Origin of the sequence: Pectobacterium sp. 1950-15, assembly GCF_037136835.1 — a bacterium.
In the GTDB taxonomy this organism is placed as follows: domain Bacteria; phylum Pseudomonadota; class Gammaproteobacteria; order Enterobacterales; family Enterobacteriaceae; genus Pectobacterium.
Genome location: NZ_JBBBQR010000001.1, coordinates 201753 through 222569, shown reverse-complemented (window position 1 = coordinate 222569; position 20817 = coordinate 201753). Strand labels below are relative to the sequence as shown.

Sequence of the window (20817 nt, the reverse complement as noted above, 5' to 3'; positions counted from 1 at the left end):
ATTCGTGCTAAGACATTGAAAATGACAATGGCCCGCTCAGAAAAACATAGAACTGATACTCTGGTTTGTAAATTACCAAAGGGACTAGGGAAAATAGCGGAGGGAATGGTGTGATTTATCGGCACCGCGCAATTGGCTTTGCCGAATCATTCTGAGAACGGGTTGGTAAAGTGGTCAGGAGGGGCGTGCTGACCCTTTACGACTATCTCTAATGGGAGTTGGTAATGTTATGCCCCATGTTGCACCTTTGCACCATAGAGACGATCACCTGGAACAGTTCATCTTTAGCCTGCTGCTCCGTAATAATCCCTTTCACCGCAGCATAAGATAAGCCTTCGGCGGAACCGAGCATCGCGCGTAATGCGGCATCATGAAGTGGTTTACCCGCACAGAAGGGGGCAAAGAGATCGCGGCATTTCTCCGTGAAGATGGCATCGTACTCCTGCCTGATTTGCTCAAGCTCAGGAGTTCCAGTGAGTGCTGCCATGACGTTGGGCATTTCACGACCCTGAAGCAGTACGCAATCAATGTACGCGGTGGCAATCACTGCGGCCAGCTTATCAAGCACGGGTTCCGTCTTGCGAATAATGTCATCCATAATCGCCGTCTGGCGAGCGTCATACTCCTTGTAAAGTGCAGCTAACAGCCCCGAACGGTTAGTAAAGTGATCGTAAACCACCGGCTTCGTTACGCCAGCCTGTTCCGCCAGATGTCCGAGCGTCAGCGCTTCCGTACCTTCTTCCCGAATAATCTGCCAGGCGGCTTTGATCAGTTGTGCATGGCGCGCTTCTCTCGATAAACGCTGTCGAGTCTGTGGGTTGGACATTAGCGATATTATCCTGTTGACATTCTTATATACCAAAAGTAACTTACTGGTGGTAGGTTACTATTAGTATGTAAGATTATAACTGACGTCGTTCTATGGCAATAGGGAGTACCCGGAATGCATGCATTACTTGTCGTTTCTCATCCTGTTCATACCTCGCTAACCCACAGTGTTGCTGCTGCTATTGCGCAGGGGATCGCTGAGTCAAATCCGGAAAATACGTTCGAAATCGCGGACCTGACGCAGGAAGGCTTTAACCCGGTGTTTTCTGCATCCGATATGGCGGCTTTTCAGCGTACCGGCGCAACGCCGCCTGACGTTGTTGCAGAGCAATCTCGTATTGATCGCGCCGATGCGCTGGTGCTGGTGTTCCCGATTTACTGGTGGTCCATGCCGGGACTGTTGAAAGGGTGGATCGACCGCGTTTTTTCAAACGGCTGGGCGTATGAAGAAACGGCTGATGGACAGGTAATAAAGAAATTGGGGCATTTACCGGTGCACCTTGTGGCGCTGGGCGCGGCCAACCAGAGAACCTTTGAAAAACGTGGCTACGCCGATGCCTTTCATACACAGATCGCTCACGGGATTTTTGACTACTGCGGCGCTTCAGTATTGACGTCTGAAATGCTACTGATGCCGGAGTTGGGAACGCCAGAGGCATGTATCGATAGCGCACGCCGTATTGGTGGGAGTATTTTCCGGTAATAGCGGCGATTGATTCATCATTAACACACCATACGATTAACACAAAAGCACATTTAAATAATGCGGCTTTACTCCCTTATTGATTCTGGCCGGGCGGTAAATGGCGGATTACCGTTCGGCCAAACGGATGATATGTTTTTAGCTCTATTTCAGCATACTTTGCGTATCGGTATAAATGCTGAGACAGCTCGTAAAATCATCCTCGCAAAAAAATCAGATAATAAAGGGAAAAATATGAATTCCGCTGAGCATATTAGAAATATTTCAGAAATCATGATGATGCCTTTGGCCGCAAAAGCATTATGCGTAGCAGCGGAAATAGGGATAGCCGATAAAATAGGGGATCGAGGTTCAAGTATTGCTGAATTAGCCAAAGCGTGTCATGTCTGTGAAAAAAACGTATTTGATATTATCAAGGTGCTTGAGGTTTTTGGTTTTTTTGAAGTGAAAGATGAAAGTATTATTAAAAATAATGCACGTTCTTCATTACTGATGTCTGATCACGCAAGCTCAATGAAGCATTTCTGTATGCTGTTTGGCAATGAATACTATCAGGGATTCGACGGCTTACTGCATACGTGCAATACGGGGACGTCAGGGTTTAAGCAGGTATTTGGGCTGACACTCTATGAGCACTTGGCAAACTCTGCATCGCGAGCAGAAATTTACGATCTTGCTATGCGGGATTTATCGCGTCCTGTCGGCTATGTGCTGGCGAAAGAATATGCCTCTCTTTTTACCAAGGCTGGCAGCGTTGTCGATATTGGCGGCGGCAGCGGCGTTATTCTGATTGAAATTATAAAACAGTATCATAATCTCACCGGCTGTCTTTTCGACATGACCGGTGTCTGTAGCCGAAGTGAAAAGAGTGTCGCAAAGCACTCTCCTGAATTGAAAGAACGAATGATTTTCACTCCTGGCAGTTTCTTTGAGGCGATTCCTTCTGGTTATGATATTTATCTGCTTAAAAACATATTGCATAACTGGAACGATGAATTCTGCCTGAAAATATTAAAAGCCATCGCGCAATCACTTGGGAATTCGACGCTATTAATTATTGAACCTCTTCTGGAGCAAGAAGAAACCTCCCCAAGGTTATTAATGAATGCACTTTTTCAATCCGTTATCTGCCAGGATGGCACGCGATACAGAACCTTGAAAGATATGGAGGATATTCTGACGTTAAGCGGGTTAACCATTGTTGGCACAAAGAAAATAACGACGGGTCATACGGTTATTGAAATTCAATTAAACGCTGCGTCGTAGGCCGAGGTAGTCAAGGTATATAAAAGCACGACCCGTAAGTCGTGCTTTTCTGATGTTGCTGCATCAAGCCGTTATTTCAGGTGTTTCTGCAACTCTGCACCAGCCTGTTCCAGTGCGGTGATAACGGTCGGTTCCTTGCTCAGTGGATTCAGCAGGCCGTAGTCATGGATCATACCGTTATAGCGAGTCACGGTTACGGGTACGCCGGCCGCATCCAGCTTACGTCCGAACGCTTCGCCTTCATCACGTAGTACGTCCAGTTCTGCCGTCTGAATCAGCGTCTGCGGGAAGCCTTTTAACTGTTCAATGCTGGCACGAAGCGGGGAGGCAAGAATGTTGTTACGGTCAGCCGAGCGGGTCGTGTAGTTATCCCAGAACCATTTCATCATGTTTTTCGTCAGGAAATAGCCGTTTTCATACTGGTTGTAGGATGCATTATCGAAGTTCGCATCCGTTACTGGCCACAGCATGACGTTATAACGAATTTTCGGCCCGCCGAACTGTTTAGCCTGTAGAGCAACAGACGCGACCATATTCCCACCGACGCTGTTGCCGACCAGCGCCAGACGGCTGCCGTCCACACCAATTTCCTGACCGTGCTCGGCCACCCACCTCGTCGCTTCATAAGCCTGATTGATAGCTACAGGAAAGCGTGCTTCAGGGGACGGGGTGTAATCCACGTACACCGCTGCGGCACCAGACGCCCTGACCAGATCGCGGATTAAACGCTCGTGAGTGGGGAAATCACCTAACACCCAGCCGCCGCCATGGAAAAACATGAACACCGGCAGCGTACCGGATGCATTTTCTGGCTTCACGATTTTCAGCTTAATAGCCTGACCGTTCACCTGGATGGTTTTTTCAGACACCTGCGCGGCTGGCAGTTTCACGCCCTGTTGTGCGCCGATCAGAACCTGACGCGCTTCCTGTGGCGTCATCTGCTCTATCGGTTTGCCCTTACCGGAATTCAGGACATCAAGAAATGCCTGTACGCCAGCGGTCGGCGCAGGGGCATTGATCGGCTGAGCAGCCGCGACGGATGTCATAGAAGCGAATACGGCAGAAGTCAGGATAGTGGAGACAGTTTTCATGATGTTGGCCCTTTTTAAAATCGTGAGGTTGATAGGTTCAATCGGGGTGCTTTTAATATTCACGCGATTAAATCGTGTAAACAATACTTGCGTACAAGTTACTTTTGGTCAAACGTTATTTATAATTTTTTTTAAGCTTGTGAGTAACGGAGTATTTAAAATGAAAGAAAACAGTACATTGGGTGAATTGCTGTGCTTCTCTTTGTATTCGGTCGCCAATGCACTGATTCGTCAGTATCGACCGCTGCTGAAAGAATTCGATCTGACCTACCCGCAGTTTGTCGTCCTTCTGTCCCTGTACGATCAGGACAATATCTTGCTCAAAGAACTGAGCGAGAAAACGCTGTTTGATTCAGGGACGCTGACGCCGCTTGTCCAGAAGCTGGAAGCCAAGGAATTTTTAAACCGGGTGGCGGTGGCGGGTGATGAGCGCATGAAAAAGGTGGTGCTGACTGACAAGGCGCTTGCGTTGAAAGAACGGATCGTCGACCTGCCAAATCAGATGCGTTGCTCTATGCGTATGAACGATGAAGATCTGAATATGCTGCGACAGCTTTCCAAAAATCTGCTGGAAGATTTATAGCTAGGTGAGGGAAAGGGCGATTTTCTATCGAGAATTCTCGAATCATCGGGTCGATCTGGCGGTGCTACTGGATCAAAAAAGCGGGTAAGTGACAAATGCCACACCCGTGCTCGGGTGTGGCATAGCGTTTTACTGTGCGCGAACCCGCACGCCCGCAAACACAATCACCATTGCCGATACCAGCAGTAATCCGCTGCCCGCAAACACACCGCTGGCTCCGTTGAGGTCAAATATCACCCCGCCGCCTGCGGCACCCGCCCCGATGGCAAATTGGATCGAGGCCACCAGTAGGCCGCCCGCGCTTTCGGCTTCGTCCGGTACGGTGGTCGCAAGCCAGGTTGACCAGCCCACAGGAACCAAACCAAACGCAAATCCCCACATTGCTACCAGCAGGCCGTCCAGCATCGCCAGATGTCCGAAGGCCACCATGGTTAGCGCCAGAACGCCCATCACAAAGGGCACCAGCGCCAGCGTCAGGCGTAAGTTTCGTGCTAGTAGATACCCGGCAATCGAGGTTCCGACAAAATTAGCAAGGCCAAAGCCAAGTAAAATCAGGGAAATGCTTTCGACACTCGCCTGCCCGACGGTTTCCAGAAACGGTCGCAGGTAGGTGAAGAAGGCGAAATGTCCGCTGAAGATCAGCACCGTTGCCAGCAATCCGCCGATCATGCCCGGACGACGCAGCACGCGAAGCAATGTTCCCAGGCTACCGCTGCTTTCCGGCTTCATCGATGGCAACACCCACAATTGCCAAAACAGCGCCACAACGCTCGGCAGAATGCAGAGAATAAAGACGTTTCGCCAGCCAATCAAACTCCCCAAATAGCTGCCAAGCGGTGCCGCAACAACGGTGGCAATCGAGACGCTGGAGAAGATCACCGCGAGTGCTTTTGGCACTTTATCCTTAGGCACAAGACGCATCGCCGTGGCGGTGGACATAGCCCAGAACCCGCCAATGGCAACGCCTAGTAGTAAACGCCCGAATAGCAGCACATGCAGATTGGGAGCAAACGCCACCAACAGGCTGGAGATGATTTGCAGCACCGAGAAAAACATCAACACCCAACGGCGGTCGATACTTTTGGTCGCCGGCGTGATGAGCAATCCGGTCACCAGCGCGACCAGCGCTGTCGCGGTCACTGCCTGGCCTGCCATTCCCTCTGTGACGCCTAAACTGGTCGCCATCGGCGTTAATAAACTGGCTGGTAGAAACTCAGCCGTAATCAGGCCAAATACCCCCAGTCCCAGTGAATAAACGGCTCGCCAGGCGGGTTTTGCGGGCGCGATGGCCTCGCTTGCCGCTATACATGAATTCATCTGTTGCTCTCTCGTTAGAAAAATGTGACAACCGTCACGAAGCATAGAGTGTTCCGTATGGACGATCTATGACATATACTCTTCACTTATTGATTATTCGTCCGGAGTTGTTGCCATGACCGTTCAGTCACCCGATTTGATCAGCGAGCTTCTACGTGGGATGCGTCTTTCCGGGGTGACCTATCGCCGAATTGAAACCCACGCTCCCTTTGGTGTGGCGTTCCACTATGTGCCCGGCAAGGCGCAGTTTCATTTTGTCAGTCAGGGAACGGCGCTGCTGCGCATGGAGAGTGGCACGACGTTTGCGCTAAAAAGTGGGGATGCGCTGTTTATCCCCAACGGGAATTCGCATGCGCTGCTCTCTGACGAAAAGGCTGACGTCACGCCAGTGTCTGCATTTCCCAGCGAAGCGATCTGTAATTCGGTCTGTGCGATCGACTGCAAGCCCTGCCCAGACACCGAGAACACGGTCATCTTTAGCGGATGCATGGATTTTGAACTAGGCGGAATGCAGCCGCTGATCAAAGCGATGCCGGAAGTCATGATGGTGAGCCGACTGATGTCGACCTGGCCGGAAATCCATCCGATTCTTGCGGCGATGGAACGTGAGTCGATGACTCGTCAGGTGGGGTTTGCCGGCATTCTGGCGCGACTGGCCGATGTGGTCGCGGCGCTCATCGTGCGCGGGTGGGTTGAAGCCGGCTGTGGTAAAGCGACGGGCTGGGTGCAGGTATTGCGCGACCCGCGGCTAAGCCGAGCGATTTACGCAATGCATCAGAATCCGGGCGTCAACTGGAGCGTCGCGGAACTGGCAAAAGAGGCGGGCACCTCCCGTTCCGTTTTCGCCGAGCGGTTTCTCTCCGCAACCGGCACCACGCCCGTGAAATATCTCAGCGAGCTGCGCATGCGCTTAGCTGTCCAGTACATCCGTCATGAACATCAGCCGATTGAAACGGTGGCGCTACGTCTGGGTTACGGATCGCTGGCGGCGTTCAGCCGCGCATTTAAACGCATCGTGGGCCACGCACCGGGAACGCTGCGAGAAACCAACTTGGCTCCTGAAGAGGTTTGATGGGGAACAGAGTTAGGGATCGTATTGGAAGTGAATGCGCCATCGTAGCGATCGTTGTTGTTGGGGGTGGTATCAAAAGCGTCTGGATTAGTTTTTCAGGGGTGGCCAAAAGCAAAAATCAGCCGCTAAGTTGGTTATTTGAGGCAAACCCATCGGTCTGCCTTTGGTGTAAAATATTGCATAGATGAATGTATTTTAAATAGATTTTTATGGATTTATTTCATAGGGGATTTTTAGAGTAACTGTAAAGTTACAATATCCAATTTCATTAAAAGTATACCTTTTTGTTGATTGGGATTTAAAATCTATATTTATATTTAGAAGGTCCGATATGCGTTTGCAGTTATATAATCCATATCCCTCTCCTGGAATATCCGAATTAATGGCTGCATTAGCTCTGAATCCCTTTGTTGTGAGGCTATGAATTTCAGAGTTTTCAACTACAGGGCCAGGTGAAGAAATTTCTAGTAAAATGTATTCACTTTTGTTAGTTGTTGAAATATTTATTGATGAGCCACTTGGGGAGTATTTAAAAGCATTTTGGAAAATAAGGTTTATTAATTGCTCAAAAAATGTAATATAAGTGGATATGGCTATTTTTTCATCAAAGTCAGTCTCTATTTTTATTCTTTTGTCCTGAAGTTTATTCTTCATTTTTATTTTTATTCTTTGTATTTTTGATGGTATTTCTAAAAGTCCGACGGCATTATTGTTTTTTGCTTCTTCTAGATTTTCAAGTAAGCTGATATAAAGCCATGAGTTGAAATCTTGAAAAACCTCGTCAAGTTCTTCAAGTTCCGTTCTTACTTTTTTTATTACAGAGTCACTGTTTTCATATTTTTCAATAGACAATCTCCCTTGGATGGATTGGAATTTTTGTTGAAAATCTCTTGAGAGATGTCTATATCTTTCGAATATCTGTGCCCATTCAACTGAATTAGACATATGCATACCTTCGTTAGGTTATTTGAATGAATTAAAAATAAACAATGAACTTGCTATATTTATTGCTTTAGTGGAAATAGCTGCAACTTCAATAACACCCTTAATATCTACATTCTTTTCAGACTTTAAAATTATTTCTTTTATCTCATTTTTTGAAATATCTGTGCTTTCTCCTAAATATTTCAATAATAATACGTTTTGTGTAAATGCTTTTTGTACTTTTGTGATTTTTGATTCGCTTAGATCTAAATGAACTAAACGACTTCTAATAAATTTCCACCTTTGTTTTGGTGCTATAAATATTTTAGTCAAATTACTGAAGTTAAGCAAAAAATCATCAACGCCCCAATCTCGCTGAAAAACTGCATCTAGAGAAGTAAAATGTTTCCCTGTCTTAGGATCTAAAAGTCTAGCGGGGCTTCCTGTGAAGGCTACTACCACATGTAAGGGATTTAATTCGCGTAGGTCTTGTATTACACCGATCCCGTCCAAACCTGGATATGCCAAAGTTCCAACACCTTCGATATCGCAAAATATTAAATCGAAAGTGTTAAATTGGTATGCTATCAATTTCTTTTGTGAAATTTTTGTGTTTGTTTTATGATAGTCTTTAAATATTTTAACTGTGTGACCCTTGCTCTCTAAAGTTTGGACCCAAGGAAAATCATTATCATCAATTATCGCGATCTTTAATTTACTTGGTTTGTCAAAAAAATTTTTCATATCAATATCGATATCATCAGGATATATTGTCTTAGCCCGCAAAGATGACATGATTATGTAGTAATATATTTTTATTTTGTTCCACATTTTTATATCTCTTTTCGTTGTATATGGTAAGCGTTGAGTATCTTTTTGCTGCTCTATCAGTGAAATGAATATGCACCTACTCTACAAGCTAACAGTTAATGTTTCGCTAGGTGAGATGTAGATTTTGACCTTCCCCAAGGAAATGCGTAATTGATACAATTACGATAGCAATGATTTTCGTGGCATTCAATACAATTAAACATTATGTAAGCATCATAGCGAATCGAACTATTCATTTTTAGTACTGATTATGTCCCTCACTATGCGTAAGGCTCAAGAACACCTCTCAAATCCCCCAAAACATAAGATTAATAGCATCCTTGATCTCATTTGCATACTCGCCAAGATCCGCAATAGCCTCACCAATCACCTCAGTCGTCATCAACCGATAATGGTCGTTGTCAATGCGGATCAGAGGGAACCACATCTTATTCATTTTCTCAGACAGGTAATGCGATCCAATAAGTGGGATGACCATGCGCCGCTTTGGTGTCTCGACAATATCGCTTTACATATCGACAAACGTTTTGTAATGACTGGAGCGTTTACACGATCACCAGTTCCTGTTTTCATCAGCAAAAGAACCATTCTGGGTAATAAATCTGGCGACGTTTTCCATCCCTTCGCGGTTTTCCTTTTTCCACACCTCAGTTTTGATACGGTGGGCTTCTTTGCCTATGACGTCATTCACCAGACCAGAAATAGGTATCCCGGTAGCATTGGGAATCTGATTATCGTTTTTGTCCACGGCAATGCTAATCCGGCGTTTCATTGCCGTGTTCCTTTTTAACCAAGCGCTTTATATTTTGCAGGGATCTTAGCAATAATGCTGGCGGGGTCTAGAGAGAGTAAACGGGCGATATGGATAAATTCTACGATGTCTAACCTTCTTTCCCCGTTCTCAACCTTGGCGATAAACGATTGAGGACGATCCAGCGCTAGCGCTAGGTTTCCCTGCGTGACCCCTTTGGCAATGCGTGCTTCACGTAATGCCTTGATAACGATTTGATATTCATCAGAGTAAACAGAAGCCATCGATTCAACCCCATAAAATTTGGGATCAAATATCAGTCGCTCACTGCTTTATCCCAAAACGGGATAAATGGTTTTTTGTATTGATTACTTAATGCTATCTTTCTGTATTTTATGCGCTATTTTTTCTAAAACAGTGGAAGCGTCTACAGATAGCAGGTGAGCGATGTGGACAAATTCAACAACATCCAGCCTGCGTTCCCCATTCTCGATTTTGGCTACAAAAGACTGAGGTCGACCTAAAGCGTTCGCCAAATTTTCTTGGGTCATGCCTTTTTCGATTCTGGCCTCTCGCAGTGTTTTTATAACTGATTGATATTCATTTGAATAAATCGATGCCATTTTGGTGACCTTGATAGATATCCCAAAATCGAATATCAATCATTTCCTTTTTTATCCCAAAATGGGATAATCGGCGCAATTCATCACAGGGAGAGGTCGATAAATGGATAATTACGATTGGCATCCGGCAGACATTATTGCTGGCTTAAGGAAGAAAGGAACAACGTTGGCCGCGGTATCAAGAGCATCTGGATTAGCGTCTTCAACACTTGCTAACGCACTAACAAGACATTGGCCGAAAGGTGAGAGATTAATTGCCTGCGCATTGGGAAAGCAACCGGAGGAGATCTGGCCGTCACGCTATCGGAGTATGAGCCCGAATCATGGGGAAGGGGAGGCGGGATAACGCGCTCGTAGAGAATCGAACGGTGTTCGATGAAGAGTCCACACGCCAGAAACGAAAAACCCCCGCCGAAGGCGAGGGTTAAGAATTAGTGGTGCCCGGACTCGGAATCGAACCAAGGACACGAGGATTTTCAATCCTCTGCTCTACCGACTGAGCTATCCGGGCAACGGGGCGCATTAAACCGTATTGGCCACGTGGCGTCAATGGGTTTCTGTCACAAAGCGGAGCGCCTGCGCTATTTTCAGGCAATTGTATTATTTGCTAGCCAGTTTCTGGCGATCCTTTCAGCACGCTTATACCCGTCATACTTCAAGTTGCATGTGCGTTGGCTTCGCTCAGTCACCCGAATCACTTACCTGAGTAAGCTCATCGGGACTCCTTCCCTTGCCGCCTGCCTGAAACTCGAATTATTTAGGGTATAGCGTAGTAATGCGTCTTCCCGTATACGCTCGGCATGTTTCGTTGCACTTTTTACCGCGTTGAGTGCGGGCTGGATTGTTGAATTTGATGAAGAATAATGCCACTATTGCGCGGTTTTTTAACGTCTCGTTCACCTGAACGCCCCTTTAAGCGTAGTTAGCGTATAGCTAAAGAGGATCGCCGATATGTCAGATTCATTGCTCATGGTGCAAAACGCTCGCGCCAGCTCGCTGATGACGTCACTGCGCGTTTCTTCTTCCCACCGCTGCGCGGTTTACTTTTCTTCCTGTCGATTATCCTCCTTCACCATGCGGTGAGGCGTTCGTTCGCTCACTGTTAGGCATGAGTAAAAATAGAGTACGCCTCTGCTTTTACTGATGTCTATCGGATGGTGCTGGCTCCAGTTTTTCCATTCTTGGCCTACAGTTGACCTGTAGGGATCATACGCTTGTCGTTATTGATTGGCATTGTGATTGGTCGGGATTGTTATCCCTGAACGGTGTCTTCCAGGCACGTACACTTACCTTTAACCGTTTGGGTTTGGTTACATGAAACAGTTAAAAATTGCGGCGAATGCAGCGGTTGCCACCCGTTTAATCACAACGCGCGAGATTGTCGCGTTGAGTCAGACCGACTTCACCGATGTGGCGGCGGTCGTGGTTTCGATTGAGGAAGCCCGTAGTGGCATTCTGTCGATATTGCAGCACACTGGCTTTAGTATCCCGGCGTTTGTCGAAGAGCCTGACGAAGATAAAGAGCTGGATGTTCTGCCTGCGGGCAGCGAATGGCTGGTTCTCGATGACGACGGCGAGCACGCCAACGTGCTGGAGCGAGCGGCGAAAGCCTATCAGGATACCCTGTTGCCGCCGTTTTTCGATACGCTGACCAAATACGTCAACATGAAAAACACGACGTTTGCCTGTCCGGGGCATCAGGGCGGCCAGTTCTTTCGCAAGCACCCGGCGGGGCGTCAGTTTTTTGAGTTTTACGGTGAGAACGTGTTTCGTTCGGACATCTGTAACGCGGACGTCAAACTGGGCGATTTGTTGATTCACGAAGGGGCGGCGAAGAAGGCGCAGAAGCATGCTGCGCGCGTGTTTAACGCCGATAAAACCTATTTCGTGTTGAACGGTACGTCCTCTGCGAACAAAGTGGTGACGAATGCGCTCTTGGCGCGTGGCGATCTGGTGCTGTTTGACCGCAACAACCATAAATCCAACCATCACGGCGCGCTGATTCAGGCGGGTGCGACGCCAGTTTATCTGGAAACCGTGCGCAATCCGTTTGGCTTTATCGGCGGCGTGGATGCGCATTGTTTTGATGAAGCCTATCTGCGCAAGCTGATCGCGGAAGTCGCGCCGGAACGCGCCAACGAGCCGCGCCCGTTCCGTTTGGCCGTCATTCAGCTTGGCACCTATGACGGCACGATTTATAACGCGCGTCAGGTCGTCGATAGCATTGGGCATCTGTGCGACTACATTCTGTTTGACTCCGCCTGGGTCGGCTATGAGCAGTTTATCCCGATGATGGAGCAGTGTTCGCCGCTGTTGTTGGATCTGAATGAAAACGATCCGGGCATCTTTGTCACTCAGTCGGTGCATAAGCAGCAGGCGGGCTTCTCCCAGACCTCGCAGATCCACAAGAAAGATACGCACATCAAAGGCCAGCGTCGTTTCTGCAACCATAAACAGCTGAATAACGCCTTTATGCTGCACGCCTCGACCAGTCCGTTTTATCCGCTGTTTGCGGCATTGGATATCAACGCCAAAATGCACGAAGGGGCAAGCGGGCGTCGGATGTGGATGGACTGCGTGAAGCTAGGCATTGAGGCGCGTAAGCAACTGCTGACACGCTGTTCGCTCATCAAACCGTTTGTGCCTGTGACGGTGGGCGGCGCGCTCTGGCAGGATCACGATACGGAGACGATCGCGCAGGATGTGCGTTTCTTCAACTTTGAGCCGGGCGAGAAATGGCATGCGTTCGAAGGGTACGCCGAGGATCAGTACTTTATCGATCCCTGCAAATTACTGCTGACCACGCCGGGTATTGATGCGATTAGCGGCGATTATACCGAATTTGGTATTCCGGCGACGATCCTGGCTAACTACCTGCGCGAGCACGGCATTATCCCGGAAAAATGCGACATGAACTCGATCCTGTTCTTGCTAACGCCAGCGGAAGACGCTGCAAAAATGCAGGAGCTGGTGAATGCGTTGGTGCATTTCGAGACGCTGATCGCCCGCGATGCGCCGCTGAGTGAAGTGCTGCCCAGCCTGTATCAGAAATATAAAGAGCGTTATCGCGGTTACCGGCTGCGTCGGCTGTGCCAGGAAATGCATGATTTTTACGCTCAGCACAACGTGAAAGATCTGCAAAAAGCGATGTTCCGCAAAACCGAGTTTCCATCCGTGGTGATGTTGCCGCAGGATGCCAACAGAGAGTTTGTGCGCGGCAATATCGAACTGGTTCCTATCGCTGAAGCAGAAGGGCGTATCGCGGCAGAAGGCGCATTGCCCTATCCGCCGGGCGTGCTGTGCGTCGTGCCGGGGGAAACCTGGGGCGGGGCGGTACAGCGCTATTTTCTGGCGCTGGAAGCGGGCATTAATCTGCTGCCGGGCTTCTCTCCAGAATTGCAGGGCGTTTATAGCGTCGCGGAAGAAGATGGCAGCAAGCGCCTGTACGGTTACGTAGTAGAACAGTAATTACGAATACCTATAAGCTAAGACACTCAGGCTCGGAAACGAGCCTGAGTTTTTTCTGTCTTAACGCAGGCTGGATTCCTGCTGGTCGGCGAGCGCTACGGCTTCACGCTGCTTTTTCAGCCCGCGCCAGCCGATAATCAGCATGATCGTCAGTACCGGAATCGTCGCAACCGTCCAGGTGCCGTTCGGGTAATCAAACGCCATCAATCCCAACACGCTTACCAGAAAAGCCAGTGTCAGCCACGATGTCACGGGCGCACCGGGCATTTTGAACGCCACCGGCTTGGCTTTCCCCTGACGAATCGCTTTGCGCAACTGCATTTGGCACAGAATGATGAACGCCCAGGAACAGATAATGCCGAGCGAAGCGATATTCAGAACGATCTCGAACACCTGCGAGGGCACCACGTAGTTCAGCACTACGCCGATAATGTGGATGCCCACCGTGACCAAAATACCGGTATAGGGCACAGACTGCGTGCTCATTTTCGACAGGAACGCGGGCGCCGAGCCGCCCAGCGACAGCGAGCGCAGGATGCGCCCCGTCGAGTACAAGCCGGAGTTCAGGCTGGACAGCGCGGCGGACAGCACCACGATATTCATGATCGTGCCGATATAGGGCACGCCCAGCTTGCTGAAGAAGGTCACAAACGGGCTTTGTCCTGCCTGGTAAGCATTCCACGGCAGCAGGCAGACCAACAGCGCGACAGAACCGACGTAGAACAGGCCGATACGCCAGATGACGCTGTTGACCGCTTTCGGCAGCACTTTCTCCGGGTCTTTACATTCGCCTGCGGTTGTCCCGATGATCTCGATGCCGGCAAAGGCAAATATCACCCCCTGAACCAGCACCAGCGCGGGCAGAATACCGTGTGGGAACAGGCCGCCGTTATCGGTAATCAGATGCAGGCCGGGTGTGTTGCCGTCCAGCGGGCTGCCCGTGCCGAGATAGACCGTACCGACCACCAGAAAAATGGCGATGGCCGCAACCTTAATCAGCGCGAACCAGAACTCCATTTCGGCAAACCATTTCACGCCAATCAGGTTCATCAGCGTGACGATGGACAGCGCACCCAGCGCGAACAGCCACTGCGGGACATCGGCAAACGTGCCCCAGTAGTGCATGTAGAGCGCGACGGCGGTGATATCGACAATCCCGGTCATCGCCCAGTTGAGGAAGTACATCCAGCCAGCCACGTAGGAGGCCTTTTCGCCCAGAAACTCGCGTGAATACGAGACGAAGCTACCGCTGGTGGGGCGATGAACGATCAGCTCACCCAGTGCACGCAGGATGAAAAAAGAGAAGATACCGCAAACCAGATAGACCAGCGCCAGCGCGGGTCCTGCCATTTGCAGACGCGCACCCGCGCCAAGAAATAACCCGGTGCCGATAGAGCCGCCGATCGCGATCATCTGTACGTGGCGGTTGCCGATACTTTGGTGATAACCCTTTTCGTGGAGGCGTTGCCCGGCGGCATGATGTTCGCTATGAGGGGAGGAATGTTGTGTCATTGATGTTGGTATTTTCCTGTCTGTCACGCATCCTATGGTGACGCGTTCACTATTATTATTTCAAATTCAAGAAATTATGTTTTCGCCTGCGACATTTTTTATGTCCGCCACCCTTCGGGGCGTTGCGCGTGGTAAGCCGCATGGCAGAAAACAACGGCAGCGATGCTACCTTTTCCTGTGTGCTGTGGCAAAAAATGGATAAAGGGAAAGTGTGTCAGGGCGTGATGGTGTGGGGGGCGGGGCATCAGACGGGAAATACTACCGCCCCGGTTAGGCGAGCAAGACCGGGACGGGAAAAGCAAAAAAGCGACAGTTTACGCGCCGATATCCGCGCGCGTGGGTCCTTGAAAATGGATGGCGTTGATATGGCAACTGCGCGGCTGGATGAGCACGAAACGCATCGCTTCCCATATCGAGCGGGCGTTCAGCAGGTGCTCGCCCATTTTTTCCTCGCTAGTTGGGGAGTCATCCAGGCCGGTGACCTCGAAATCTGGCGGATAAAACCCTGTCACGCGAATGTTTTCCTGTGCGACATGGTGCGCCAGATTCTGGCTAAAACCGCTCATGCCGTGCTTGGCGGCAAAGAACGCAGGGTGAGCGATAGAATCATGGAACTGCGGTAGGCCGCAGACCGAAACCATCGCCAGAATATCAGCGCCCGGTGAACGGCGTAAGCTCGGCAATAACGCTTTGGTGAGCAGGATAGATCCGGTCAGGCCGGAGTTGATGGTGCTGACGATATCCGTATCGGTGTCTTCTTCCCCTAACGCGCCTTCCAGCCATTGTGCGGCGCTTAGCACCAGAATATCGACGGGATCGCTGTCTTCCAGCAGTTGTGCGGAAAAATCCCTGACCGAATCAGGATTGGCGATATCGCACTGATAGGCGCGAGCCGTGCCGCCCTCCTGATGAATGATGTCTACGCTGGCCTGCGCATCGGTCAGTTTGCGGGCGCAAAGATCGACCTTTACCCCTTCGCGAGCCAGCCAGACGGAGACTGCTTGTCCAAAGTCGCGGCCACCGCCGGTGACAATCGCACGTCTACCTCTCAGCATCATGTGTTCCCTTGGCAACGTGTGTTCTTCCATTGCTGCGCATCCGGCAACGTGGCGGGATGCGGCGTGAATGTGTTCATCAGGTTTTCGTTGAATCGACCTGCGCGGCATCTTCTTCAGCCTGCCGTAAAATGGCTTTGGCGACCCACTGCGTGACATCCTGAATGCCGTCTTCTTCCAGATGCCAGATATCTTTCAGCACCAGGAAAACCTCCGAACCATAAATGAGTGATAAGGCATAAATCACCCGCTGTTGTGCTTCCGGTGTGATCTTCCCTTCCAGCGGTTCGGTGGCAATTTTGAGCAGGCGTTTACGGTTGCCGCGCGTCAGCGTATCCGTATGGAGACGATTAGAACGGCGATCTGCCCATTGTTGCAATGACAGATGCAGGGCGGCACGCAGTGCACCTTCATGTTCCAGCATTCTGGGGTAAGCAAAATGCAGCAGTTCGGCAACACGTTCGCTGGCGTCCGGCTGTGTCGGGTGCCACGCCAGAATCGGGCCAAGGCTTTCGCCGACCACGGCGGAAACTAACGCACTTTGCGTCGGGAAATAGCGGTAGGCCGTCGCGCGTGAAAGCTGAGCCGCAGCGGCAACATCGGTAATGGAGGGAAATATGCCCTGGTCGAACATATTCATAGCGGTATCAATCAATAAACGACGGGTTTTCGCCCGCGTTGATGTCAGTTTTTCATCCCGTTCAATCACATAGACCTCATTGAATTTTCGGGCCGGACGCTATCGGGCAGCACGGCGTTGTCGCCTGAACTATAGCAAATTGAGTGATTCTTGTGCCACGTCAAGCTTTCTTACTGTTAATGTAATGTCGTACATAACATTTTGAGACTTTTGTCTCATTTGAGTGTTTAATGAATTGTCTTTCTGATACTCAAGTCTCAATATGGCGACAAATTAATCTTATCTGTTTTTGGTTTCTTGTAATTGTTATTTATATCAATCTGTTAATTGTTTCACTAATGGTGGGAGGGAGACCAAGTGGGAAGTAAAGTTGGCAGCGTTTATATTGCAAGTACAGCTGATACTAAAGGGAAAGAACAGATTTACGTCCGCGATCTGATTGCCGCGACAGGCTTGAAAACCGTCACGGTCGATCTGTCAACGACATCGCCGTCAGCAGATACACGCGTGTCAGAGGCGACAGATATCCGCGCAGACACGGTGGCATCGTACCACCCGCAGGGCGCGTCGGCGGTGTTTTGCCATGACAGAGGGCAGGCGATTGGCGCCATGGCCGTTGCGTTTGAGCACTTCATGCTGTCTCGCGATGATATTGCCGGGGTTATTGGGCTTGGCGGTTCCGGCGGTACGGCGTTGATCACGCCCGCGATGCAGGCGTTACCGATTGGGATGCCGAAGCTGATGGTGTCGACGATGGCTTCCGGCGATATCTCCGGCTACATCGGTGCCAGCGATATCAGCATGATGTATTCCGTTACCGATGTGGCGGGTCTGAATCGCATTTCTCGTCAGGTTCTTGGCAACGCCGCGCACCAGATCGCCGGTGCCGTGAAGTTTCATATTCAGGAATATCATGATGATAAGCCCGCGATTGGCCTGACCATGTTTGGCGTAACGACGCCGTGCATTCAGGAAGCCAGTAAATTGCTGGAAGCGGAGTTTGACTGTCTGGTTTTTCACGCGACGGGCAGCGGCGGGAAAGCGATGGAAAAACTGGTGGACAGCCATTTGCTTACCGGTGTGCTCGATCTCACGACGACTGAGGTGTGCGATTTACTGTTTGACGGCGTGCTGGCTTGCGGGCCGGAACGGTTTGACGCGATAGCCAAGACGCAGGTGCCTTACGTGGCGTCCTGCGGTGCGCTGGACATGGTGAATTTTGGCGCACCCGCCAGCATACCGGAGAAATACGCGCATCGTCTGTTCTACAACCACAACGCACAGGTCACTCTGATGCGTACCACAATAGACGAAAATATCGCGATGGCGCGCTGGATTGGGGAGAAGCTGAACCGCTGTGAAGGTGAGGTGCGCTTCCTGATCCCCGAAGGCGGCTTCTCTGCGCTGGATGCGCCGGAACAGGCATTCTGGCACCCGGAAGCGCGTGACGCGTTTATCAGCACGCTGGAGAGCGTCGTGCAGCAAACGGCAAGACGACAGATTATTCGTCTGCCTTTCCATATTAACGATCCTTTATTTGCCCACGCGGCCGTCGATGCGTTTCGGGCTTTAGTGAAATAAGAAGGGAAAAAGTATGAAGTCAGGCATGAATCGTCAGGAACTGCTGGCAAAATTCCGCGAAATGATCGCCCGCCGCGAGCCGATTATCGGTGGCGGCGCGGGAACGGGGCTGTCTGCAAAATGTGAAGAAGCGGGCGGCATCGATCTGATTGTGATCTACAACTCCGGGCGCTATCGCATGGCGGGGAGAGGTTCTCTGGCTGGCCTGTTAGCTTACGGCAACGCGAATGAGATTGTCGTGGATATGGCGAAAGAGGTTCTGCCAGTCGTGAAGCACACGCCAGTGCTGGCAGGCGTGAACGGCACCGATCCTTTCTGTCAGTTTGATAAATTTCTGGATGACCTGAAAGCGCTGGGTTTCTCTGGTGTGCAGAACTTCCCAACCGTTGGGCTGATCGACGGTAATTTCCGCGCCAATCTGGAAGAAACCGGTATGGGATATGCCCTGGAAGTGGACATGATTCGTCTGGCACATGAAAAAGACATGCTGACCACGCCTTATGTGTTCAGTGCAGCAGATGCCGTCGCGATGACGAAAGCGGGAGCGGACATTATTGTGCCGCATATGGGGTTAACCACCGGTGGCAACATTGGGGCGGAAACCGCGCTGAATCTGGCAGATTGCGTGCCGTTGATTAATCACTGGGCGGATGAGGCGAAAGCGATACGTAAGGATGTGATTGTTCTGTGCCACGGCGGGCCGATTTCAACGCCGCAGGATGCACAGTTCATTATGGATCACTGCCCGCAATGCGATGGTTTTTACGGTGCCAGCTCAATGGAGCGGCTGCCGACAGAAACCGCGTTAACGGCTACAACACAGCAATTTAAAAAAATTAAACGTTAATAGACTTTTTTGGCTCTATACCTAATGGACTTCCTAAAGCGGGAAGAAAGGTGGGTAAATTTTGCGTCAATATCAGGGAATACGGCCAGCACATGCTGGCCGCAGTTTTTTGTGTACCACAGAGAGGTACTAAATAGCGTTTTAGGTCGCACAGGGAAGAAAGCTATTGTTATACATGCTATTTTTCACAAAGCAGAAACTTCGGAGAAATAGGTATGACATGGCGTATCACGATAGGTTTAGTCACGAACTTACTGCTCAGCTTTGCCGTTATGGCAAATGCGGGTATTGGCTTTCAGCACATCACGTTAGCGGATGAGGCCAATAACAGACCGTTGGATGTCGCCGTCTTTTATCCGGTTTCGTCATCCTCACCGATCACGACCATTGGCGAAAACGCCGTCTTTCCCGGCATAACGGTGAGTAAAAATGCCGTACCTGAATCCGGTGAACATCCCTTGATTGTCGTTTCACACGGCTACGGCGGGAGTTGGTTTAATCAACTTTGGCTGGCACAGGCGTTGGTTAAACAAGGCTATATTGTTGCCGCGCCCAACCACCCCGGAACCACCTTTAAAGATATGCGAGTTGAGAGCGCTCAGGCGCTTTGGCAACGGCCTCATGACCTCAGCCGCGTGATCACCGCATTACTTGCTGCGCCAGAAAAAACGGGACAGGTTGATGCGAAGCGCATTGCCGCCGTGGGGCACTCACTGGGGGGATGGACGGTGTTGGCGCTGGCTGGTGGGCGTTTCAATACGGAGCAATTTGAGAAGGATTGTCTGACACACGCCGGGCTGGCGTCCTGCAAGGTGTATGAAAAGATGCAGGTTGCAAAAAATGCCGCATCGCGTACACAGCTTGATAAATTACTCGCAGATCCACGTATTAGCGCCGTGATTTCGTTGGATATGGGGCTGGCGAGAGGGATTACCGCAGAGAGTCTGGCGGCAATCAATATTCCCGTCTTGATCATGGCGGCGGGGTATCCCAATGAAGAACTGCCTGCCGAGCTGGAGTCTCACGATCTGGCGCGGAGGCTGCCGCCAGCGCATTCAGCGTATAAGGACATTGCCGACGCAACGCATTTTAGTTTTATGCAACTTTGCAAACCGGGCGCTGTTGAGATTATCAACGCTGAGAACCCAGGCGACGGCATGATTTGTCTCGACGGCGGGGAACGTTCGCGTGAGCTGATTCATCAGGAAGTCGCGAAGGATGTCAGCGAGTTTCTTCAGGCGGCGTGGCGGAATCCGTAACCTGTTCACGAAGTGGGTACTGACTACGCCAGACGCTGTGGCTCATTCCCGTTAGCCGCAGAAATTCGCGGTTGAAGTTTGATTTGGTCTGAAACCCGCTGGCTAGCATGATATCCGTAATTCGGTCATCTGTTTCACCGAGGAGGCGCTTAGCCTCCTCAATGCGATATTCGTTCATCACCTGCGAAAAATTACGACCGTGAACGCGGTTGATATTTTCGGACAAGCGCCGGAGCGGTATGCCCATGCGTCTGCTCAGACGTTGAAGCGTCATGCCCGGATCGGTGTATAGCGCGTGAGTGCGGATGAAATCATCTAACGCTTTTGCGAGCTGGTGTTCGTCTTCGGTGGCGGGTTCGGCTTCAGGCTTCTGGTCAGGCGGCGCGGCAAGCCCTGCCTGCGGGCGTGCAGGTTCGTCTGATGAAACCGCGCTACCGAGTTTATTCCGGTAGCGCGGCGTTCTGTG

Annotated in this window: 22 protein-coding genes, 1 tRNA gene and 1 pseudogene; 10 read left to right on the top strand and 14 right to left on the bottom strand. The window is 50.4% G+C overall.

Going from position 1 to position 20817, the window contains the following annotated elements:
- Positions 1 to 208: 208 nt before the first annotated feature.
- Positions 209 to 826: a TetR/AcrR family transcriptional regulator gene (locus WCT94_RS00970; protein WP_336867362.1), complete on the bottom strand. Its 618-nt coding sequence runs from the start codon at positions 824 to 826 to the stop codon at positions 209 to 211.
- 117 nt (positions 827 to 943) lie between these two features.
- Between WCT94_RS00970 and WCT94_RS00965 the strand changes: the two genes are divergently transcribed.
- Positions 944 to 1531 carry an NAD(P)H-dependent oxidoreductase gene (locus tag WCT94_RS00965; protein WP_336867359.1) on the top strand — a complete coding sequence of 196 codons (588 nt, stop codon included), beginning with the start codon at positions 944 to 946 and terminating at the stop codon, positions 1529 to 1531.
- 60 nt (positions 1532 to 1591) lie between these two features.
- On the top strand, positions 1592 to 2797 hold the full coding sequence (locus WCT94_RS00960) for a methyltransferase (RefSeq protein WP_336867357.1): 1206 nt from the start codon (positions 1592 to 1594) through the stop codon (positions 2795 to 2797).
- 71 nt (positions 2798 to 2868) lie between these two features.
- Here WCT94_RS00960 and WCT94_RS00955 read toward each other — a convergent pair whose 3' ends face one another.
- Positions 2869 to 3888 carry an alpha/beta hydrolase gene (locus WCT94_RS00955; RefSeq protein WP_336867355.1) on the bottom strand — a complete coding sequence of 340 codons (1020 nt, stop codon included), beginning with the start codon at positions 3886 to 3888 and terminating at the stop codon, positions 2869 to 2871.
- Positions 3889 to 4048: 160 nt separating this feature from the next.
- Here WCT94_RS00955 and WCT94_RS00950 point away from each other — a divergent pair, with 160 nt between their 5' ends.
- Positions 4049 to 4471 (top strand): MarR family winged helix-turn-helix transcriptional regulator, encoded by a 423-nt coding sequence (locus tag WCT94_RS00950; protein WP_039283843.1) that lies wholly within the window; start codon positions 4049 to 4051, stop codon positions 4469 to 4471.
- Between the two features lie 129 nt (positions 4472 to 4600).
- Here WCT94_RS00950 and WCT94_RS00945 read toward each other — a convergent pair whose 3' ends face one another.
- Positions 4601 to 5788 (bottom strand): MFS transporter, encoded by a 1188-nt coding sequence (locus WCT94_RS00945; protein WP_336867352.1) that lies wholly within the window; start codon positions 5786 to 5788, stop codon positions 4601 to 4603.
- A gap of 115 nt (positions 5789 to 5903) precedes the next feature.
- Between WCT94_RS00945 and WCT94_RS00940 the strand changes: the two genes are divergently transcribed.
- Positions 5904 to 6860, top strand: coding sequence for an AraC family transcriptional regulator (locus WCT94_RS00940; protein ID WP_336867350.1), 957 nt, complete (start codon positions 5904 to 5906; stop codon positions 6858 to 6860).
- Positions 6861 to 7067: 207 nt separating this feature from the next.
- Here WCT94_RS00940 and WCT94_RS00935 read toward each other — a convergent pair whose 3' ends face one another.
- The 6 genes and pseudogenes from WCT94_RS00935 to WCT94_RS00910 form a co-directional block, all read right to left on the bottom strand.
- The gene (locus WCT94_RS00935) at positions 7068 to 7805 is read right to left on the bottom strand and encodes a sensor histidine kinase (RefSeq protein ID WP_180784514.1); all 738 of its coding nucleotides are present in this window, start codon (positions 7803 to 7805) and stop codon (positions 7068 to 7070) included.
- Positions 7806 to 7823: 18 nt separating this feature from the next.
- Positions 7824 to 8615, bottom strand: a complete 792-nt coding sequence (locus WCT94_RS00930) for a hypothetical protein (protein WP_336867346.1) — start codon at positions 8613 to 8615, stop codon at positions 7824 to 7826.
- 286 nt (positions 8616 to 8901) lie between these two features.
- Positions 8902 to 9129: pseudogene (locus tag WCT94_RS00925) on the bottom strand (CcdB family protein).
- A gap of 39 nt (positions 9130 to 9168) precedes the next feature.
- Complete coding sequence (gene ccdA, locus WCT94_RS00920) at positions 9169 to 9387, bottom strand: type II toxin-antitoxin system antitoxin CcdA (RefSeq protein WP_336867343.1); 219 nt, start codon at positions 9385 to 9387, stop codon at positions 9169 to 9171.
- A gap of 14 nt (positions 9388 to 9401) precedes the next feature.
- Complete coding sequence (locus WCT94_RS00915; RefSeq protein WP_094432189.1) at positions 9402 to 9650, bottom strand: helix-turn-helix domain-containing protein; 249 nt, start codon at positions 9648 to 9650, stop codon at positions 9402 to 9404.
- Positions 9651 to 9734: 84 nt separating this feature from the next.
- Positions 9735 to 9989 (bottom strand): helix-turn-helix domain-containing protein, encoded by a 255-nt coding sequence (locus WCT94_RS00910; protein WP_039285388.1) that lies wholly within the window; start codon positions 9987 to 9989, stop codon positions 9735 to 9737.
- A gap of 103 nt (positions 9990 to 10092) precedes the next feature.
- Between WCT94_RS00910 and WCT94_RS00905 the strand changes: the two genes are divergently transcribed.
- Complete coding sequence (locus WCT94_RS00905; RefSeq protein WP_181829817.1) at positions 10093 to 10335, top strand: helix-turn-helix domain-containing protein; 243 nt, start codon at positions 10093 to 10095, stop codon at positions 10333 to 10335.
- Between the two features lie 89 nt (positions 10336 to 10424).
- Here WCT94_RS00905 and WCT94_RS00900 read toward each other — a convergent pair.
- Positions 10425 to 10500 (bottom strand) — tRNA-Phe (locus WCT94_RS00900).
- A gap of 440 nt (positions 10501 to 10940) precedes the next feature.
- Here WCT94_RS00900 and WCT94_RS00895 point away from each other — a divergent pair.
- A complete protein-coding gene (locus WCT94_RS00895; RefSeq protein WP_257981536.1) occupies positions 10941 to 11072 on the top strand; it encodes a hypothetical protein in 132 nt (43 codons plus the stop codon).
- A gap of 231 nt (positions 11073 to 11303) precedes the next feature.
- A complete protein-coding gene (locus WCT94_RS00890) occupies positions 11304 to 13457 on the top strand; it encodes an ornithine decarboxylase (RefSeq protein ID WP_336867341.1) in 2154 nt (717 codons plus the stop codon).
- A gap of 60 nt (positions 13458 to 13517) precedes the next feature.
- Here WCT94_RS00890 and ansP read toward each other — a convergent pair whose 3' ends face one another.
- From ansP to WCT94_RS00875, 3 genes are all read right to left on the bottom strand, one after another.
- Positions 13518 to 14969: an L-asparagine permease gene (ansP, locus tag WCT94_RS00885; protein WP_320703028.1), complete on the bottom strand. Its 1452-nt coding sequence runs from the start codon at positions 14967 to 14969 to the stop codon at positions 13518 to 13520.
- A 314-nt stretch (positions 14970 to 15283) separates the two neighbouring features.
- A complete protein-coding gene (locus WCT94_RS00880; protein ID WP_336867655.1) occupies positions 15284 to 16024 on the bottom strand; it encodes an SDR family oxidoreductase in 741 nt (246 codons plus the stop codon).
- A 79-nt stretch (positions 16025 to 16103) separates the two neighbouring features.
- Positions 16104 to 16733, bottom strand: a complete 630-nt coding sequence (locus WCT94_RS00875; protein WP_336867338.1) for a TetR/AcrR family transcriptional regulator — start codon at positions 16731 to 16733, stop codon at positions 16104 to 16106.
- A gap of 288 nt (positions 16734 to 17021) precedes the next feature.
- Between WCT94_RS00875 and WCT94_RS00870 the strand changes: the two genes are divergently transcribed.
- From WCT94_RS00870 to WCT94_RS00860, 3 genes are all read left to right on the top strand, one after another.
- A complete protein-coding gene (locus tag WCT94_RS00870; protein ID WP_336867336.1) occupies positions 17022 to 18245 on the top strand; it encodes a Tm-1-like ATP-binding domain-containing protein in 1224 nt (407 codons plus the stop codon).
- Between the two features lie 13 nt (positions 18246 to 18258).
- Positions 18259 to 19092 (top strand): phosphoenolpyruvate hydrolase family protein, encoded by an 834-nt coding sequence (locus WCT94_RS00865; RefSeq protein ID WP_180743634.1) that lies wholly within the window; start codon positions 18259 to 18261, stop codon positions 19090 to 19092.
- Positions 19093 to 19307: 215 nt separating this feature from the next.
- Positions 19308 to 20351: an alpha/beta hydrolase family protein gene (locus WCT94_RS00860; RefSeq protein WP_336867331.1), complete on the top strand. Its 1044-nt coding sequence runs from the start codon at positions 19308 to 19310 to the stop codon at positions 20349 to 20351.
- Here WCT94_RS00860 and WCT94_RS00855 read toward each other — a convergent pair.
- Entirely contained in the window at positions 20314 to 20598 is a 285-nt protein-coding gene (locus tag WCT94_RS00855) for a helix-turn-helix domain-containing protein (protein WP_336867328.1), read from the bottom strand. The two genes, WCT94_RS00860 and WCT94_RS00855, sit on opposite strands and share 38 nt — an antisense overlap.
- Between the last annotated feature and the right edge of the window lie 219 nt (positions 20599 to 20817).

Coding starts and splice junctions, on each gene's coding strand:
- WCT94_RS00970 (WP_336867362.1), bottom strand. CDS start 826: ATGTCCAACCCACAGACTCGACAGCGTTTATCGAGAGAAGCGCGCCAT.
- WCT94_RS00965 (WP_336867359.1), top strand. CDS start 944: ATGCATGCATTACTTGTCGTTTCTCATCCTGTTCATACCTCGCTAACC.
- WCT94_RS00960 (WP_336867357.1), top strand. CDS start 1,592: ATGCGGCTTTACTCCCTTATTGATTCTGGCCGGGCGGTAAATGGCGGA.
- WCT94_RS00955 (WP_336867355.1), bottom strand. CDS start 3,888: ATGAAAACTGTCTCCACTATCCTGACTTCTGCCGTATTCGCTTCTATG.
- WCT94_RS00950 (WP_039283843.1), top strand. CDS start 4,049: ATGAAAGAAAACAGTACATTGGGTGAATTGCTGTGCTTCTCTTTGTAT.
- WCT94_RS00945 (WP_336867352.1), bottom strand. CDS start 5,788: ATGAATTCATGTATAGCGGCAAGCGAGGCCATCGCGCCCGCAAAACCC.
- WCT94_RS00940 (WP_336867350.1), top strand. CDS start 5,904: ATGACCGTTCAGTCACCCGATTTGATCAGCGAGCTTCTACGTGGGATG.
- WCT94_RS00935 (WP_180784514.1), bottom strand. CDS start 7,805: ATGTCTAATTCAGTTGAATGGGCACAGATATTCGAAAGATATAGACAT.
- WCT94_RS00930 (WP_336867346.1), bottom strand. CDS start 8,615: ATGTGGAACAAAATAAAAATATATTACTACATAATCATGTCATCTTTG.
- ccdA (WP_336867343.1), bottom strand. CDS start 9,387: ATGAAACGCCGGATTAGCATTGCCGTGGACAAAAACGATAATCAGATT.
- WCT94_RS00915 (WP_094432189.1), bottom strand. CDS start 9,650: ATGGCTTCTGTTTACTCTGATGAATATCAAATCGTTATCAAGGCATTA.
- WCT94_RS00910 (WP_039285388.1), bottom strand. CDS start 9,989: ATGGCATCGATTTATTCAAATGAATATCAATCAGTTATAAAAACACTG.
- WCT94_RS00905 (WP_181829817.1), top strand. CDS start 10,093: ATGGATAATTACGATTGGCATCCGGCAGACATTATTGCTGGCTTAAGG.
- WCT94_RS00895 (WP_257981536.1), top strand. CDS start 10,941: ATGTCAGATTCATTGCTCATGGTGCAAAACGCTCGCGCCAGCTCGCTG.
- WCT94_RS00890 (WP_336867341.1), top strand. CDS start 11,304: ATGAAACAGTTAAAAATTGCGGCGAATGCAGCGGTTGCCACCCGTTTA.
- ansP (WP_320703028.1), bottom strand. CDS start 14,969: ATGACACAACATTCCTCCCCTCATAGCGAACATCATGCCGCCGGGCAA.
- WCT94_RS00880 (WP_336867655.1), bottom strand. CDS start 16,024: ATGCTGAGAGGTAGACGTGCGATTGTCACCGGCGGTGGCCGCGACTTT.
- WCT94_RS00865 (WP_180743634.1), top strand. CDS start 18,259: ATGAAGTCAGGCATGAATCGTCAGGAACTGCTGGCAAAATTCCGCGAA.
- WCT94_RS00860 (WP_336867331.1), top strand. CDS start 19,308: ATGACATGGCGTATCACGATAGGTTTAGTCACGAACTTACTGCTCAGC.
- WCT94_RS00855 (WP_336867328.1), bottom strand. CDS start 20,598: ATGGGCATACCGCTCCGGCGCTTGTCCGAAAATATCAACCGCGTTCAC.